Genomic DNA, 14,504 nt, shown 5'->3' with positions numbered 1-14,504 from the left:
ATACGGTACGGGGCACTACGAGACGTACAGCGGGACGTACGTACGCAGGCGAAGGGGAGAAGACCCGGTGGTCAGCCAAGACAGACGGCGCAAGCAGCTCGCCCGGGAGAAGCTCGTCCGGCAGCAGGAGCGGCGGGAGGTCGCCCGGCGCCGGGCGCGCAGGCGCAATGCGGTGCTCGCGGGCGCCGTCGCCCTGGTCGTGGCGGCGGGCGCGGTCTCGTACGCGGCGGGAGCCTTCGACGGCGACGACAAGCCGAAGGACGAGGCGGGCAAGCCGACCGACCCCTGCGCGAAGGCCGCCCCGGGCCAGGTGAAGCCGATGAGCTTCAAGAAGGAGCCCGCCCTGACGGTCGACAAGAAGGCCGCCTACACGATGGACCTCGCCACGACGTGCGGGGACATCGGCCTGAAGCTCGACGCCGCCAAGGCCCCGCACACGGTGAACTCCTTCGACTTCCTGGTCGACAAGGGCTACCTCGACCACACGAAGTGCCACCGCCTCACCACCGGCGGCATCTACGTCCTGCAGTGCGGCGACCCGAAGGGGACCGGCGAGGGGACGCCCGGCTACTCGATCCCCGACGAGAACCTGAAGGACAAGAAGCTGAAGGGCGGGGTGTACCCGGCGGGCACGGTGGCGATGGCCAACCAGTACAAGGCCGACACCAAGCAGGGCCGGAACACCGGAGGCAGCCAGTTCTTCCTGGTCTACCAGGACAGTAAGCTGCCGCCCGACTACACACCGTTCGGGACCATTTCCGAATCGGGCATGAAGGTGCTCAACAAGATCGCGGCGGCCGGGGAGAACTCCGGACGGGGCGACGGCGCCCCGAACGCGACCGTCGTCATCAACAAGGCCACCGTACGGAAATCCTGACCACCAGCAGGCCAAGTTCGGTCGCGCTGGATGCGGACAGCCGCCCCGCCGGTCGCCTATGTTGGCGGTGACGAAACTGTGGACGATGCCGGGGGCCGGGGGCCCTGCACAGGCATCATGTGGAGGAGGCGCTGTGAGCAGCGACCCGTGGGGCCGCGTCGACGAGACGGGGACCGTGTACGTGCGTACGGCCGACGGCGGCGAGCGAGTGGTCGGATCGTGGCAGGCAGGATCTCCCGACGAGGCCCTGGCCTACTTCGAGCGCAAGTATGACGGTCTCGTCGTCGAGATCGGACTTCTCGAGCGCCGGGTGAAGACCACCGACCTGTCCGCCAAGGACGCCACGACCGCCATCGAGCACCTGCGCCAGCAGGTCGACGAGGCACACGCGGTGGGCGACCTGGAGGCCCTCGGCAAGCGGCTCGACAAGCTCGTCGAGACCGTCGAGGCGCGCCGCGAGGAGCGCAAGGTCCAGAAGGCCAAGCAGTCGGACGAGGCGCGCCACGCCAAGGAGGCCCTGGTCACCGAGGCCGAGGAGCTCGCGCAGAGCGAGCAGTGGCGGGCCGCGGGCGAGCGCCTGCGCGCCCTGGTGGACACCTGGAAGGGTCTGCCGCGTCTGGACCGCAAGTCGGACGACGAGCTGTGGCACCGCTTCTCGCACGCCCGCTCGGCGTTCTCCAAGCGCCGCAAGGCCCACTTCGCCTCGCTGGACGCCCAGCGCGAGGAGGCCCGCAAGGCCAAGGAGAAGCTGGTCTCGGAGGCCGAGGCGCTGTCGAACTCGACGGACTGGGGCCCGACGGCCGCCCGGTACCGCGAGCTGATGGCCGACTGGAAGGCCGCGGGCCGCGCCCAGCGCGAGCACGAGGACGACCTGTGGAACCGCTTCCGCGGCGCCCAGGACATCTTCTTCGCGGCGCGCAGCGCGGTCTTCGCGGAGCGCGACGCCGAGCAGGGCGAGAACCTGAAGCTCAAGGAGGAGCTGGCGGACGAGGCCGAGAAGCTCGTCCCGGTGACGGACCTGAAGGCGGCCCGCGCGGCCTTCCGCTCCATCAACGAACGCTGGGAGGCCATCGGCCACGTACCGCGGGACGCGCGCCCGAAGGTCGAGGGCCGGATGCACGCGGTGGAGCGGGCGCTGCAGGACTCCGAGGAAGCGGAGTGGCGGCGCACCAACCCGGAGGCACGCGCGCGTGCCGAGGGCCTCACCGGCCAGCTCCAGGCCGCGGTCGACAAGCTCGCGGCCCAGATCGAGCAGGCCCGTGCGCAGGGCAACGACGCGAAGGCCGACAAGCTCCAGAAGGAGCTCGACGGCCGTCAGGCGCTGCTCGACCAGGCCCTGAAGGGTCTGCACGAGTTCGGCGGCTGAGCCTTCGGGAAGTTTCCCCGGGCAGGTGACGGCCCGGACCGCAGCCGAGCGGTCCGGGCCGTTTCACGTCCCCGGGGCCTACCGGGGGGCGGCGCCGTCGTGCTCGGCGATGTCCAGGGCGTGCTCGGACAACTCCGGTTGCGCGGTGTTCTGGGCCTCGTAGACCTCGCCCATGCCGCCGCGGCCCAGGAGCCCCACCAACCGGTAGCGCCCGTCGACCGGTTCGCCCGGCGCCATGACCTCCCCCGTGAACTCGCCCTGAAGTCAGGCTGGTTCACGAGGGGCCTCATGGGCGGCGCGCCGACGTCACTCGATACACGTCGTAGACGCCCTCGACTCCCCTGACGGCCTTGAGCACATGGCCCAGGTGCTTCGGGTCGCCCATCTCGAAGGTGAAGCGGGATGTGGCGACGCGGTCGCGGGAGGTCTGGACGGCGGCGGACAGGATGTTCACGTGCTGGTCGGAGAGGATGCGCGTGACGTCCGACAGGAGCCGGGAGCGGTCGAGGGCCTCCACCTGGATGGCGACCAGGAAGACCGACGACTGCGTGGGCGCCCACTCGACCTCGAGGATCCGCTCGGGCTCGCGGGACAGCGAGTCGACGTTCACGCAGTCGCTGCGGTGAACCGATACGCCACTGCCGCGCGTGACGAAGCCGATGATGGGGTCGCCGGGCACGGGCGTGCAGCAGCGGGCCAGCTTGACCCAGACGTCCTCGACGCCCTTGACGACGACACCGGGGTCGGCGTTCGACCGGCGCTTGGAGCGGCCGCGCGAAGGGGGTGCGCTCTCGGCGATGTCCTCGTTGGCCGCCTCCTCGCCGCCGAGCGCCTGGACTAGCTTCTGCACGACGGACTGGGCGGTGACGTGGCCCTCGCCGATCGCCGCGTACAGGGACGAGATGTCGGGGTAGCGCATCTCGTGCGCGAGGGTCACGAGCGAGTCGCCCGTGAGGATGCGCTGGATCGGCAGGTTCTGCTTGCGCATGGCGCGCGCGATGGCGTCCTTGCCCTGCTCGATGGCCTCGTCCCGGCGCTCCTTGGAGAACCAGGCACGGATCTTGTTGCGCGCCCGCGGTGACTTGACGAAGCCGAGCCAGTCCCGGGACGGCCCCGCACCGGCGGCCTTCGAGGTGAAGACCTCCACCAAGTCGCCGTTGTCCAGGGTCGATTCGAGCGGCACGAGCCGTCCGTTGACCCGCGCTCCTATGGTGCGGTGGCCGACCTCGGTGTGCACGGCGTACGAGAAGTCGACGGGGGTGGCGCCCGCCGGGAGCGCTATCACGTCACCCTTCGGCGTGAAGACGAAGACCTCGTTGCGCGAGAGGTCGAAGCGGAGCGACTCGAGGAACTCGCTCGGGTCCTCGGTCTCCTTCTGCCAGTCGAGCAACTGGCGCAGCCACGCCATGTCGTTGAGGTGGTCGTCCTTGCCGCCGCCCTTCTTGGGCACGTCGGTGCGGACCTTGGAGGCGCCGGCGACGGCTTCCTGCTTGTACTTCCAGTGCGCGGCGATGCCGTACTCGGCGCGGCGATGCATGTCGAACGTACGGATCTGCAGCTCGACCGGCTTGCCGTTGGGGCCGATCACCGTCGTGTGCAGCGACTGGTACATGTTGAACTTGGGCATCGCGATGTAGTCCTTGAACCGGCCGGGGACCGGATTCCATCGCGCGTGCACGGTGCCGAGCGCCGCATAACAGTCGCGGACCGTGTCGACCAGGACCCGGATGCCCACCAGGTCGTAGATCTCGGCGAAGTCGCGGCCGCGCACGATCATCTTCTGGTAGACGCTGTAGTAGTGCTTCGGCCGCCCGGTGACGGTGGCCTTGATGCGGGCGGCGCGCAGGTCGGCCTGGACCTCGTCGGTCACTATGGCGAGGTACTCGTCCCGCTTGGGGGCGCGCTCGGCCACCAGACGCACGATCTCGTCGTACATCTTGGGGTAGAGGATCGCGAAGGCGAGGTCCTCCAGCTCCCACTTGATGGTGTTCATGCCGAGGCGGTGCGCCAGCGGAGCGTAGATCTCCAGCGTCTCGCGGGCCTTCTTCTCCTGCTTCTCGCGCTTCAGGTACCGCATGGTGCGCATGTTGTGCAGGCGGTCGGCGAGCTTGATGACCAGGACGCGGGGGTCCTTGGCCATGGCGACGACCATCTTGCGCACGGTCTCGGCCTGCGCGGCCTCGCCGAACTTGACCTTGTCCAGCTTGGTGACGCCGTCGACGAGCAGCGCGACCTGGTCGCCGAAGTCCCGGCGCAGCGTGTCCAGGCCGTACTCGGTGTCCTCCACGGTGTCGTGCAGGAGCCCCGCCATGAGCGTGGCCGGGTCCATGCCCAGCTCGGCGAGGATCGTCGTCACCGCGAGCGGGTGCGTGATGTACGGGTCGCCGCTCTTGCGCTTCTGGCCACGGTGCCAGCGCTCGGCGACCTGGTAGGCGCGCTCGATCTGGCGGAGCGTGGACGTCTCGATCTTCGGATCGTTACTGCGCACTATCCGAAGGAGCGGCTCCAGGACCGGGTTGTACGGGTTGGAGCGCTGGACGCCGAGGCGGGCGAGGCGGGCCCGCACGCGGTTGGAGGAGCCGGAGCGCTCGGTCCTGCCCGCGCCCTGCCGGACGGCCGGAGGCGCCGGAGGAGTCGGGGCCGGACGGTTCTCGGGGGTGGCGGGCTTGGGGCGCGGCGGCTGTGTGGCAGACGTGCCGCCCCGCGCGCCGTCGCCCCGCGTCTGCTGCGCGGACTTCCCGCTCTGCGCGCTCTCCGACCCGTTCGCGGGCGTGGCGGCGGGCGGAGCGGGCCGCTCGGCCCGCTCGGCGGCCTTGGCGGCGGTCAGTGGCTGGGACTCGTCTGGCAAGAGCGCTCCCTGTGCGCGATCGGGTCCCCCGGTCAGGTCCCGAAGAGCCCATGGTATCGATCCTGGGCCCGCGGCTCGCCCTCGGCCGGTGAGACGGCTCTGTACTGGAGGAACACCAGAGGCGGGCGCCGGATTCCTCCGGGCCCGCCTCCTGGTGCGTCTGAAGGGGCTCAGACCGTGAGCAGCGCCTCCAGAGGGGCGCCGTCCAGGGCTGGAACCAGTCGTTCGCGGCCGGGCAGGAAAGCCAGCTCCATGAGCACCGCGATGCCCGCGACCTGGGCCCCGGCACGGCGGATGAGCTGGACCGATGCCTCGGCGGTGCCGCCGGTGGCCAGGACGTCGTCGATGACCATGACGCGGTCCTCGGCGCTCAGGTCCTCGGCGTGCACCTCGATCTCGGCGCTGCCGTACTCCAGGTCGTACGACTGGCTGAGCGTCGCTCCGGGGAGCTTGCCCGCCTTCCGTACGGGGATGAAGCCGAGCCCGGCGCGGACGGCGACCGGGGCGCCGAGGATGAAGCCCCGGGCCTCCAGGCCGACGACCTTCGTGGCGCCGTTGGCCACGCAGATCTCGGCCAGCGCGTCCGTGAGCGCCGTGAAGGCCGCCGGGTCCGCCAGGAGCGGGGTGATGTCCTTGAACATCACGCCCGGCTCCGGATAGTCCGGCACATCGCGGATGCGGCTGAGGAGGAGCTCCTTGACGTCGGTCATCGCCGCTTCCCCGAGGGGCGGCCACGGCCGCGGTTGCGCGACGCGGGCTGGTTGCGGGGGCCGACGACCGCGGGGGCACCCTTGGACGGCTCGGCGTCCTCCGGCTCACCGGTCTCCTTGGGGCCCTCGGCGGACTCGCCCTGGGCGGCAGCCGCGGCGCGCTTGGCGAGCACGCGCTTCTTGAGGGCCTTCATCTGCGGCTCGGTCTCCTTGAGGTCGGCGACGAGCGGCGTGGCGATGAAGATCGAGGAGTACGCACCCGCGGCGAGGCCGACGAACAGCGACAGGGAGATGTCGTTCAGCATGCCGGCGCCGAGGACACCGCCACCGATGAACAGCAGGCCCGCGACCGGCAGGAGCGCGACCACCGTGGTGTTGATGGAGCGGACCAGCGTGCCGTTGATCGACCGGTTGGCGATCTCGCTGTACGTGAACTTGGTCTGCTTGGTGATGTTCTTCGACTGTTCCTTGAGGCTGTCGAAGACCACGACCGTGTCATAGAGCGAGTAACCGAGAATGGTCAGCAGACCGATCACCGTGCCCGGTGTGACCTCGAAGCCCACCAGGGCGTAGACGCCGACGGTGATCGTGATGTCGTGGATCAGGGCGATCAGGGCCGCGATGGCCATGCGCCACTCGAAGGCGATCGCCAGATAGATCACGACAAGGACCATGAAGATGGCCAGGCCCTGCCATGCCTTGTTGGCGATCTGCTCACCCCAGCTGGGGCCCACGAGGTCGGCGTCGATCTTGCCCTTGATGTCCAGATCCTTGGCCAGCGCGTCCTTGATCTGGTCGGACTTCTTGATGTCCACGCCCGCGATCTGGATGCGGAGCTTGTCCCCGCCCAGCTTCTGGACGATCGCCTCGTGGCCGGACGCCTTCTCCGCCGACTCCTGCGCCTGGGAGACCGAGGCGGTCGTCTTCGGGGTGTTGAAGACGGCACCGCCCTCGAACTCGATGCCCATGTTCAGGCCGCGCACCGCGAGACCGACGATCGCCGTGATGGTGATCAGGATCGAGACGCCGTACCAGATCTTGCGCTTGCCGATGAAGTCGTAGCCGACCTCACCGCGATACAGCTTGGCGCCGAGATTGCCGAGCTTCGACATCTCACGCCTCCTTCGTGTCGACGGGGGCGCTGACGCGGCGGGAGCGCCGCAGCGGGGGCTTGGCGCCGAGCCGCTTGGGGTCGAGTCCGGACCACTTGTGGCCGTTCGCGAAGAACTTCTTGCGGGCCATGATCGTCATCAGCGGCTTCGTGAAGAAGAAGACCACGACGACGTCGAGCAGCGTGGTCAGACCGAGCGTGAACGCGAAGCCCTGCACCTTGCCGACCGTCACGATGAAGAGCACCGCGGCGGCGAGGAACGACACGAAGTCGGAGACCAGGATGGTGCGCCGCGCGCGGGGCCAGGCCCGCTCCACGGCGGGCCGCAGCGTGCGCCCCTCGCGGACCTCGTCACGGACCCGCTCGAAGAACACGATGAACGAGTCCGCCGTGATGCCGATGGCAACGATCGCACCGCACACCGCCGGCAGGTTCAGCGCGAAGTGAATCGTCGGGCCGAGCAGCGTCATGATCGTGTACGTCAGCGCGGCGGAGACCCCGAGGCTCGCGATCGCGATGAGCGAGAGGCCACGGTAGTAGACGACCAGGTAGAGGATGACGAGGGCGAGACCGATGGCGCCGGCGATCAGGCCGGCGCGCAGCTGCTCGCCGCCGAGGGCCGGGCTGACCGTCTGGACACTCGCTTCCTTGAAGGTCAGCGGCAGCGCGCCGTACGACAGCATGTTGGCCAGGTCCTTGGCGGACTCCTGGGTGAAGCTGCCGGAGATCTCCGCGTCACTGTTGAGCCGCTGCGAGACGGACGGGGCCGAGACGACCTCGCGGTCCATGACGATCGCGAACTGGTTCTGCGGCGGCTGCTGGGAGGCGAGCTTGCCGGTGATGTCGGCGAACTGCTTCTGGCCCTTGTCCTTGAAGGACATGGTGACCATCCAGCCGCGCGACCCGGTGGTGTCGTAGACGGCCTCGGCCTTCTTGACTTCCTTGCCGTTGATCTCGGCGGGGCCGAGGATGAACTTCTCCCAGTTCTTGCCGGAGGAGTCCAGGCCGCAGGCCACGGTCGGGTCGGAGGGCTTGACGCCCTCGCCGACGGCGGCGCGGGCCTTCGGGTCGGTGCAGTCCAGCTTGGTGAACTGCTCCTGAAGCTTCTTGGTGTCCGCCGACGGGGAGGGGGACGAGCCGTCCTTCTTCTTGTCCTCGCCCTTGTCCTTCGCCTTGTCCGAGGCGCTCGGCGTCGGGTCGGCCTTCAGGGCGTCCGTGACGGCGCGGCCCTGGGAGGTGGGGGTGGCGGACGGTGAAGTCGCCTTGTCCTTGCCGGACTTGTCGGCGTCGTCCTTCTTGTCCTTGTCCTTGCCCTTGTCCGTGCCGGACGGGGTGGAGGACGGCTCGGGGGTCGGCTTTCCGCCGGCCATCGTGAGCACCGGGCGGAAGTAGAGCTGAGCGGTCGTGCCGACCTGGTCGCGCGCCTGCTGCGAGTTCGTGCCCTTGGGGATGTTGACGATGATGTTCCGGTCGCCCTGGGTCTGAACCTCGGCCTCGGAGACGCCCAGACCATTGACACGGCGGTTCATGATGTCGACCGCGGTGTTCATATTGGTCGAGTTGATCGCGTTCTTCTGGCCCGGCTCGTTCTTCGCCTCGAGCGTGATGCTCGTACCGCCGGCGAGGTCGATGCCGAGGCGCGGCGTGGTGTGCCCGGAAAGGAACATCCCCCCGGTGAGCGCCACCAGTGCGATCAGGATGAAGACCAGCGAGCGGCCCGGCCTCCCCTGGGCGCCCTGCCTTCGGCCCTTCTTCGGTGCTGCCACCTTCTCGTTCTCCCTGTCCAACCGCCCGGCGTCCGGTGGCTTCCCTCACTGCGCGGGGAAAGCCCTGGGCGGGCGGCCATGAATGGTGTCGAGATTCGGCGCGAAAACACGGCTCGGGGGCCGCGGCGCGCGAGCGGGCGCTGCCACGGACCCCGGTCGTGACTACTTCGCGTCGGACTCGCCGTCGGTCTTCTTCGGCTCCGCGTCGTCGGCCTTGTCGGCGGCGTCCGCGTCCTTCTTGCCGAGGTCGATGGGCGAGTCGTCGGTGGTGGCGGCGGGCTCGTCGGTCTCGGTCAGGGAGGAGGCGTCGTCGGGGACGACGGGCGTGTCCGTCTTCAGGTCGTCCGCGCCGTGAACGATGCGGTTGTACTCGTCGTCGTCCAGGACGGCGCCGATGGCGTTCTTCGCGTACACGGCGTGGACGCCCGGGGCCACCTCAAGGAGGACCGAGTCGTCGTGGACCTCCTTGACGACGGCGTACATGCCCCCGATCGTGCGGATGCCGGTGCCGGGCTGCATCTCGTTACGCATCGTTGCGGCCGCCTGCTGCTTCTTCTTGGCGGACCGGGTCATCAGGAACATGGCCCCGATGAGCACGATGAACGGGAGGAGGGTCACGATATTCACGGGACGGAGTTTCCTTCGCACGACCGCGCGGATAAGCGGCCTGATGGATGGGGGTGGGCACGCCGCCCGCAAAGGCGGCATCGGCGGAGTCTAAGCGAGTCCGCGCCTAACGAACAACGCTCAGCATGGCACCGCAGTTCCTGACCCGGCGAGTGTCCGCGCCGTCGCGTTGCGCTCGTGCCGTCAGCGTGCCCTGGATCCGCCCCGACCGCGCCGCCGTCACGTCCCGAACAGGTCCTGTTGTCCGGTTCCGCCCCCCTGCTGGGGCGGGGTGAGGCCGAGGTGGGCCCAGGCGGCGGGCGTGCCGACCCGGCCCCGCGGGGTGCGCGCCAGGAGACCCTCGCGGACCAGGAAGGGCTCGGCCACTTCCTCCACCGTCTCGCGCTCCTCCCCCACCGCGACCGCGAGCGTCGACAGCCCCACCGGTCCCCCGCCGAACAGCTTGAGCAGGGCTTCCAGGACGGCGCGGTCGAGGCGGTCGAGGCCGCGGCCGTCCACCTCGTAGACGCTCAGGGCGGCGCCCGCGATGTCGCGGTTGATGGCGCCGTCGGCCTTGACCTGGGCGTAGTCCCGTACGCGGCGCAGCAGACGGTTGGCGATGCGGGGCGTGCCCCGGGACCGGCCCGCGATCTCGGCGGCGCCGGCCGGGTCGATCTCCACGTCGAGCAGGTGGGCGGAGCGGTGGATGACGCGCTCCAGCTCGGCCGGCTCGTAGAACTCCATGTGCGCGGTGAAGCCGAAGCGGTCGCGCAGCGGGGGCGGGAGCAGTCCCGCGCGCGTGGTGGCGCCGACGAGGGTGAACGGCGGGAGTTCGAGCGGGATGGCGGTGGCGCCGGGGCCCTTGCCGACGATGACGTCGACGCGGAAGTCCTCCATCGCCATGTAGAGCATCTCTTCGGCGGGCCGGGACATCCGGTGGATCTCGTCGAGGAAGAGGACCTCGCCCTCCTGGAGGGAGGAGAGGATCGCGGCGAGGTCGCCCGCGTGCTGGATGGCCGGGCCGCTGGTGATGCGGATGGGGGCGCCCATCTCGGCGGCGATGATCATCGAGAGGGTGGTCTTGCCGAGGCCGGGGGCGCCGGAGAGCAGGACGTGGTCGGCGGTGGCACCGCGCGCGCGGGCGGCGCGCAGCACCAGGTCGAGCTGTTCGCGGACCTTCTCCTGGCCGATGAACTCGCCCAGGTCCTTGGGGCGCAGGGCGGCCTCGACGGCCTGGTCCTCGCCGTCGGCTGAGGCGCCGACGAGCCGCTCACCCGCGCCGGAGGCGGCGGCGGTCGCGTCGTCGGTCGTCTCGTCCCAGTTCATGAGGGTGCCTCGCGATGCGGTTCGGGGTGGAGCTGGCGGGTGGCTTACGGGGGCTTCTTACGGAGGGTGGCTTACGGGGACGGCGGCTAGCCCGTGCGGTTCAGCGTCTGGAGCGCGGCCTTGAGGAGCTGGCCCACCTGGGGCGTGGTCTCGGCCGCCTCGGCCTGCGGGGCGACGGCGGCGACCGCCTCGTCGGCCTCGCGGGTGGCGTAGCCGAGGCCGATGAGCGCGGCGTGCAGCTGGTCGCGCCAGCCGGAGGTGACCGCCGTGCCGATCGCGGGGCCGCCGGTGCCGAGGGGCTCGCCGAGGCGGTCCTTGTACTCCAGGAGCAGCTTCTGGGCGCCCTTCTTGCCGATGCCGGGCACGGCCGTGAGCGCCTTCTCGTCGCCGGTGGCGACCGCGCGGCGCAGGGCGTCGGGGCTGTGCACGGCGAGCATGGCCTGGGCCAGGCGCGGGCCGACACCGCTGGCGGTCTGCAGGAGCTCGAAGGTCTGCCGCTCGTCGTCGTCCGCGAAGCCGTACAGCGTCAGGGAGTCCTCCCGCACGACGAGGGAGGTGGCGAGCTTGGCCTGCTGGCCGAGGCGCAGGCCGGAGATGGTGTTCGGCGTGCACTGGACGGCCATGCCGATGCCGCCGACCTCGACCACCGCTGAGTCCGGGGCGAGGGCGGCGACGGGGCCGCTGACGAAGGCGATCATGCGGTACGGCCTTTCGATGCGTGAGCTGCACGAGCTGTGTGAGACGCGTGCAGCGCTACGGCTTGCTGGAGTCTGTTCTGCGCGGGGGCGCGCCAGATGTGACAGATGGCGAGGGCCAGCGCGTCGGCGGCGTCGGCCGGCTTGGGCGGTGCGTCGAGCCGGAGCAGCCGCGTCACCATGGCGCCCACCTGTGCCTTGTCCGCGCGGCCGCTGCCGGTGACGGCGGCCTTGACCTCGCTGGGGGTGTGCAGGGCGACGGGGATGCCGCGGCGGGAGGCGCACAGCATGGCGACGGCGCTGGCCTGGGCCGTGCCCATCACCGTGCGCACATTGTGCTGGCTGAACACCCGCTCCACGGCGAGGACTTCGGGCCGGTACTCGTCGAGCCACTGCTCGATGCCCTGCTCGATGGCGACGAGGCGGTGGCCCAACTCGGCGTCCGCGGGCGTCCGTACGACACCGACGCCGCGCATGGTCAGGGGCCGTCCCGCGACCCCCTCGACCACCCCGACACCGCACCGGGTCAGACCCGGGTCCACGCCCAGTACGCGCACGCCTCGCCCCCAACTCTCCTCGCCTGTTCGTGCAGGCTATCGGGTGCCACCGACAAAACGACGGGCCGACGGGTGTGTCCCGTCGGCCCGTCGATGCTGCCGGGTCAGGCGTCGACCTTCTCCATGACCTCGTCCGAGACGTCGAAGTTGGCGAAGACGTTCTGCACGTCGTCGCTGTCCTCCAGCGCGTCGATCAGCTTGAAGATCTTGCGGGCGCCCTCCTCGTCCAGCTCGACCTGCATGGTCGGGACGAAGTTGGCGTCGGCCGAGTCGTAGTCGATGCCCGCGTCCTGGAGGGCGGTGCGGACCGCGACCAGGTCGGTGGCCTCGGAGAGGACCTCGAAGGACTCGCCCAGGTCGTTGACCTCTTCGGCGCCCGCGTCCAGGACCGCGCCCAGGACGTCGTCCTCGGACAGCTCGCCCTTGGGGACGACGACGACGCCCTTGCGGTTGAACAGGTACGACACGGAACCCGGGTCGGCCATGTTGCCGCCGTTGCGGGTCATGGCGACGCGCACGTCGGAGGCGGCGCGGTTGCGGTTGTCGGTGAGGCACTCGATGAGCACCGCGACACCGTTCGGGCCGTAGCCCTCGTACATGATCGTCTCGTAGTCGGCGCCACCCGCCTCGAGGCCGGCGCCGCGCTTGACCGCGGAGTCGATGTTCTTGTTCGGCACCGAGCTCTTCTTGGCCTTCTGGATGGCGTCGAAGAGGGTCGGGTTGCCGGACACATCGGCGCCACCGGTGCGGGCCGCGACCTCGATGTTCTTGATCATCTTCGCGAAGAGCTTGCCGCGCTTGGCGTCGATCACGGCCTTCTTGTGCTTCGTCGTAGCCCATTTAGAGTGGCCGGACATCTGCCTGTCTCCTTCGCGTAACCAATCTCCGTACGAACGTCAGAGATCCTACAAGGATCCCGCGACCGCCTTGCTCCGCACCATCTCCACGAACAGCGCGTGCACCCGGTGGTCACCGGTCAGCTCCGGGTGGAACGAGGTGGCGAGGGCGTTGCCCTGGCGTACGGCGACGATGTGTCCCTCGTGCTCGGCGAGCACCTCCACCGTGGCGCCCACGGACTCCACCCAGGGGGCGCGGATGAAGACGCCCTCTACAGGGTCGCCCTCGACGCCTCGTACGTCGACCGCCGCTTCGAAGGATTCGTTCTGCCGCCCGAAGGCGTTGCGGCGCACGATCATGTCGATGCCGCCGACGGTCTCCTGGCCCGAGCGCGGGTCGAGGATCTTCTCGGCGAGCATGATCATGCCCGCGCAGGTGCCGTACACCGGCAGGCCGTCCCGCACGCGCGCGCGGAGGGGCTCCAACAGGCCGAAGAGCTCGGCCAGTTTGAAGATGGTGGTGGACTCTCCGCCCGGGATGACCAGGCCGTCCACCTCGGCGAGCTCTTCGGGGCGCCGCACCGGCCTGGCCACGGCGTCGGCCGCGGCCAGGGCGATGAGGTGCTCCCGTACGTCGCCCTGAAGGGCAAGGACGCCGACTACGGGGGTGTCAGTCATCTTCGGAGTGCCTTACCAGCCGCGGTTCGCGTAGCGCTCGGCCTCGGGCAGGGTGTCGCAGTTGATGCCGACCATGGCCTCGCCGAGGTTGCGGGACGCGTCCGCGATGATCTTGGGGTCGTCGTAGAAGGTGGTGGCCTTCACGATGGCGGCGGCACGCTTGGCCGGGTCGCCCGACTTGAAGATGCCGGAGCCGACGAAGACGCCCTCGGCGCCGAGCTGGCGCATCAGGGCGGCATCGGCGGGGGTGGCGACGCCACCGGCGGAGAAGAGGACCACCGGCAGCTTGCCCAGCTCGGAGACCTCCTTGACCAGCTCGTACGGGGCGCGCAGCTCCTTGGCGGCGGCGTAGAGCTCGTTGTTGTCGAAGCCGCGCAGCTTGGCGATCTCGTTCTTGATCTGGCGCAGGTGGCGGACGGCCTCGACGACGTTGCCGGTGCCGGCCTCGCCCTTGGAGCGGATCATGGCCGCGCCCTCGGCGATGCGGCGCAGGGCCTCACCGAGGTTGGTGGCGCCGCAGACGAAGGGGGTCGTGAACGCGAACTTGTCCGAGTGGTTGACCTCGTCGGCCGGGGTGAGGACCTCGGACTCGTCGATGTAGTCCACGCCGAGCGACTGCAGGACCTGGGCCTCGACGAAGTGGCCGATGCGGGACTTGGCCATCACCGGGATGGAGACGGCGCCGATGATGCCCTCGATCATGTCCGGGTCGGACATGCGCGCCACGCCGCCGTCCTTGCGGATGTCGGCGGGGACCCGCTCCAGGGCCATGACCGCGACGGCGCCCGCGTCCTCGGCGATCTTCGCCTGCTCCGGCGTGACGACATCCATGATCACGCCGCCCTTGAGCTGCTCGGCCATGCCGCGCTTCACGCGCGCGGTGCCGGTCTCGGGAGTCTGGGGGGTGGTGGAGAGCGTGCTGGACACGGGTTGACCTCATTCGCCGAAGAAGGTTTCTGCAGCCCCGAGGAAACTCCCACCGACCAGGCCACAACAAGGGCCAATGGATAACCGGTGGCTCATTTTTCTTCAACGCACCTGGTCAGCGACCTCTTCGAGCAGTTGACCACCCGTCTTGCAGGGGTCTCAGGCCACCCCGCCCACGGGGTTCAGGCCGCCGCGCCCACG

At 69.8% G+C, this 14,504-nt stretch carries 14 protein-coding genes; 2 read left to right on the top strand and 12 right to left on the bottom strand.

Annotated features, from left to right (window positions below; genetic code table 11):
• Nucleotides 1-67 precede the first annotated feature (67 nt).
• Together ACFWYM_RS28690 and ACFWYM_RS28685 are read left to right on the top strand one after the other, a co-directional pair.
• Nucleotides 68-877 (top strand): peptidylprolyl isomerase, encoded by an 810-nt coding sequence (locus ACFWYM_RS28690; protein WP_384843386.1) that lies wholly within the window; start codon nt 68-70, stop codon nt 875-877.
• A gap of 133 nt (nt 878-1,010) precedes the next feature.
• Nucleotides 1,011-2,243 carry a DUF349 domain-containing protein gene (locus tag ACFWYM_RS28685; RefSeq protein ID WP_384843383.1) on the top strand — a complete coding sequence of 411 codons (1,233 nt, stop codon included), beginning with the start codon at nt 1,011-1,013 and terminating at the stop codon, nt 2,241-2,243.
• A 78-nt stretch (nt 2,244-2,321) separates the two neighbouring features.
• Here ACFWYM_RS28685 and ACFWYM_RS28680 read toward each other — a convergent pair whose 3' ends face one another.
• The 12 genes from ACFWYM_RS28680 to pdxS form a co-directional block, all read right to left on the bottom strand.
• Nucleotides 2,322-2,480 (bottom strand): hypothetical protein, encoded by a 159-nt coding sequence (locus ACFWYM_RS28680; protein ID WP_384843380.1) that lies wholly within the window; start codon nt 2,478-2,480, stop codon nt 2,322-2,324.
• Nucleotides 2,481-2,529: 49 nt separating this feature from the next.
• Nucleotides 2,530-5,091, bottom strand: coding sequence for a RelA/SpoT family protein (locus tag ACFWYM_RS28675; RefSeq protein ID WP_384843377.1), 2,562 nt, complete (start codon nt 5,089-5,091; stop codon nt 2,530-2,532).
• Nucleotides 5,092-5,261: 170 nt separating this feature from the next.
• Entirely contained in the window at nt 5,262-5,801 is a 540-nt protein-coding gene (locus ACFWYM_RS28670; RefSeq protein WP_384843374.1) for an adenine phosphoribosyltransferase, read from the bottom strand.
• Nucleotides 5,798-6,913: a protein translocase subunit SecF gene (secF, locus tag ACFWYM_RS28665; RefSeq protein ID WP_384843371.1), complete on the bottom strand. Its 1,116-nt coding sequence runs from the start codon at nt 6,911-6,913 to the stop codon at nt 5,798-5,800. Before secF ends, ACFWYM_RS28670 begins: the two co-directional genes overlap by 4 nt.
• Before the next feature lies 1 nt (nt 6,914).
• On the bottom strand, nt 6,915-8,678 hold the full coding sequence (gene secD / locus ACFWYM_RS28660; RefSeq protein WP_384843369.1) for a protein translocase subunit SecD: 1,764 nt from the start codon (nt 8,676-8,678) through the stop codon (nt 6,915-6,917).
• Between the two features lie 162 nt (nt 8,679-8,840).
• Nucleotides 8,841-9,305 carry a preprotein translocase subunit YajC gene (gene yajC, locus ACFWYM_RS28655; RefSeq protein ID WP_384843366.1) on the bottom strand — a complete coding sequence of 155 codons (465 nt, stop codon included), beginning with the start codon at nt 9,303-9,305 and terminating at the stop codon, nt 8,841-8,843.
• A 219-nt stretch (nt 9,306-9,524) separates the two neighbouring features.
• Entirely contained in the window at nt 9,525-10,610 is a 1,086-nt protein-coding gene (ruvB, locus tag ACFWYM_RS28650) for a Holliday junction branch migration DNA helicase RuvB (RefSeq protein WP_384843363.1), read from the bottom strand.
• Between the two features lie 86 nt (nt 10,611-10,696).
• Complete coding sequence (gene ruvA / locus ACFWYM_RS28645; protein ID WP_384843360.1) at nt 10,697-11,308, bottom strand: Holliday junction branch migration protein RuvA; 612 nt, start codon at nt 11,306-11,308, stop codon at nt 10,697-10,699.
• Nucleotides 11,305-11,862, bottom strand: coding sequence for a crossover junction endodeoxyribonuclease RuvC (ruvC, locus tag ACFWYM_RS28640; RefSeq protein WP_384843357.1), 558 nt, complete (start codon nt 11,860-11,862; stop codon nt 11,305-11,307). The genes ruvA and ruvC overlap by 4 nt, the downstream gene beginning before the upstream one ends.
• Nucleotides 11,863-11,966: 104 nt before the next feature.
• The gene (locus tag ACFWYM_RS28635) at nt 11,967-12,719 is read right to left on the bottom strand and encodes a YebC/PmpR family DNA-binding transcriptional regulator (RefSeq protein ID WP_384843355.1); all 753 of its coding nucleotides are present in this window, start codon (nt 12,717-12,719) and stop codon (nt 11,967-11,969) included.
• A 48-nt stretch (nt 12,720-12,767) separates the two neighbouring features.
• Complete coding sequence (gene pdxT / locus ACFWYM_RS28630; RefSeq protein WP_384843352.1) at nt 12,768-13,376, bottom strand: pyridoxal 5'-phosphate synthase glutaminase subunit PdxT; 609 nt, start codon at nt 13,374-13,376, stop codon at nt 12,768-12,770.
• Nucleotides 13,377-13,388: 12 nt separating this feature from the next.
• A complete protein-coding gene (pdxS, locus tag ACFWYM_RS28625; protein ID WP_384843349.1) occupies nt 13,389-14,303 on the bottom strand; it encodes a pyridoxal 5'-phosphate synthase lyase subunit PdxS in 915 nt (304 codons plus the stop codon).
• Nucleotides 14,304-14,504: the final 201 nt, after the last annotated feature.

Source organism: Streptomyces sp. NPDC059009 (genome assembly GCF_042740175.1).
In the GTDB taxonomy this organism is placed as follows: Bacteria; Actinomycetota; Actinomycetes; order Streptomycetales; family Streptomycetaceae; genus Streptomyces.
The sequence above is the reverse complement of the archived record's forward strand: the minus strand, read 5'-3'. Positions and strand labels throughout refer to the sequence as shown.

Bases quoted from the DNA above. Each gene is read 5' to 3' on its own strand.
- ACFWYM_RS28680 (WP_384843380.1), bottom strand. From the start codon at position 2,480: ATGGCGCCGGGCGAACCGGTCGACGGGCGCTACCGGTTGGTGGGGCTC.
- ACFWYM_RS28670 (WP_384843374.1), bottom strand. From the start codon at position 5,801: ATGACCGACGTCAAGGAGCTCCTCCTCAGCCGCATCCGCGATGTGCCG.
- pdxT (WP_384843352.1), bottom strand. From the start codon at position 13,376: ATGACTGACACCCCCGTAGTCGGCGTCCTTGCCCTTCAGGGCGACGTA.
- secF (WP_384843371.1), bottom strand. From the start codon at position 6,913: ATGTCGAAGCTCGGCAATCTCGGCGCCAAGCTGTATCGCGGTGAGGTC.
- ruvA (WP_384843360.1), bottom strand. From the start codon at position 11,308: ATGATCGCCTTCGTCAGCGGCCCCGTCGCCGCCCTCGCCCCGGACTCA.
- ACFWYM_RS28635 (WP_384843355.1), bottom strand. From the start codon at position 12,719: ATGTCCGGCCACTCTAAATGGGCTACGACGAAGCACAAGAAGGCCGTG.
- ruvB (WP_384843363.1), bottom strand. From the start codon at position 10,610: ATGAACTGGGACGAGACGACCGACGACGCGACCGCCGCCGCCTCCGGC.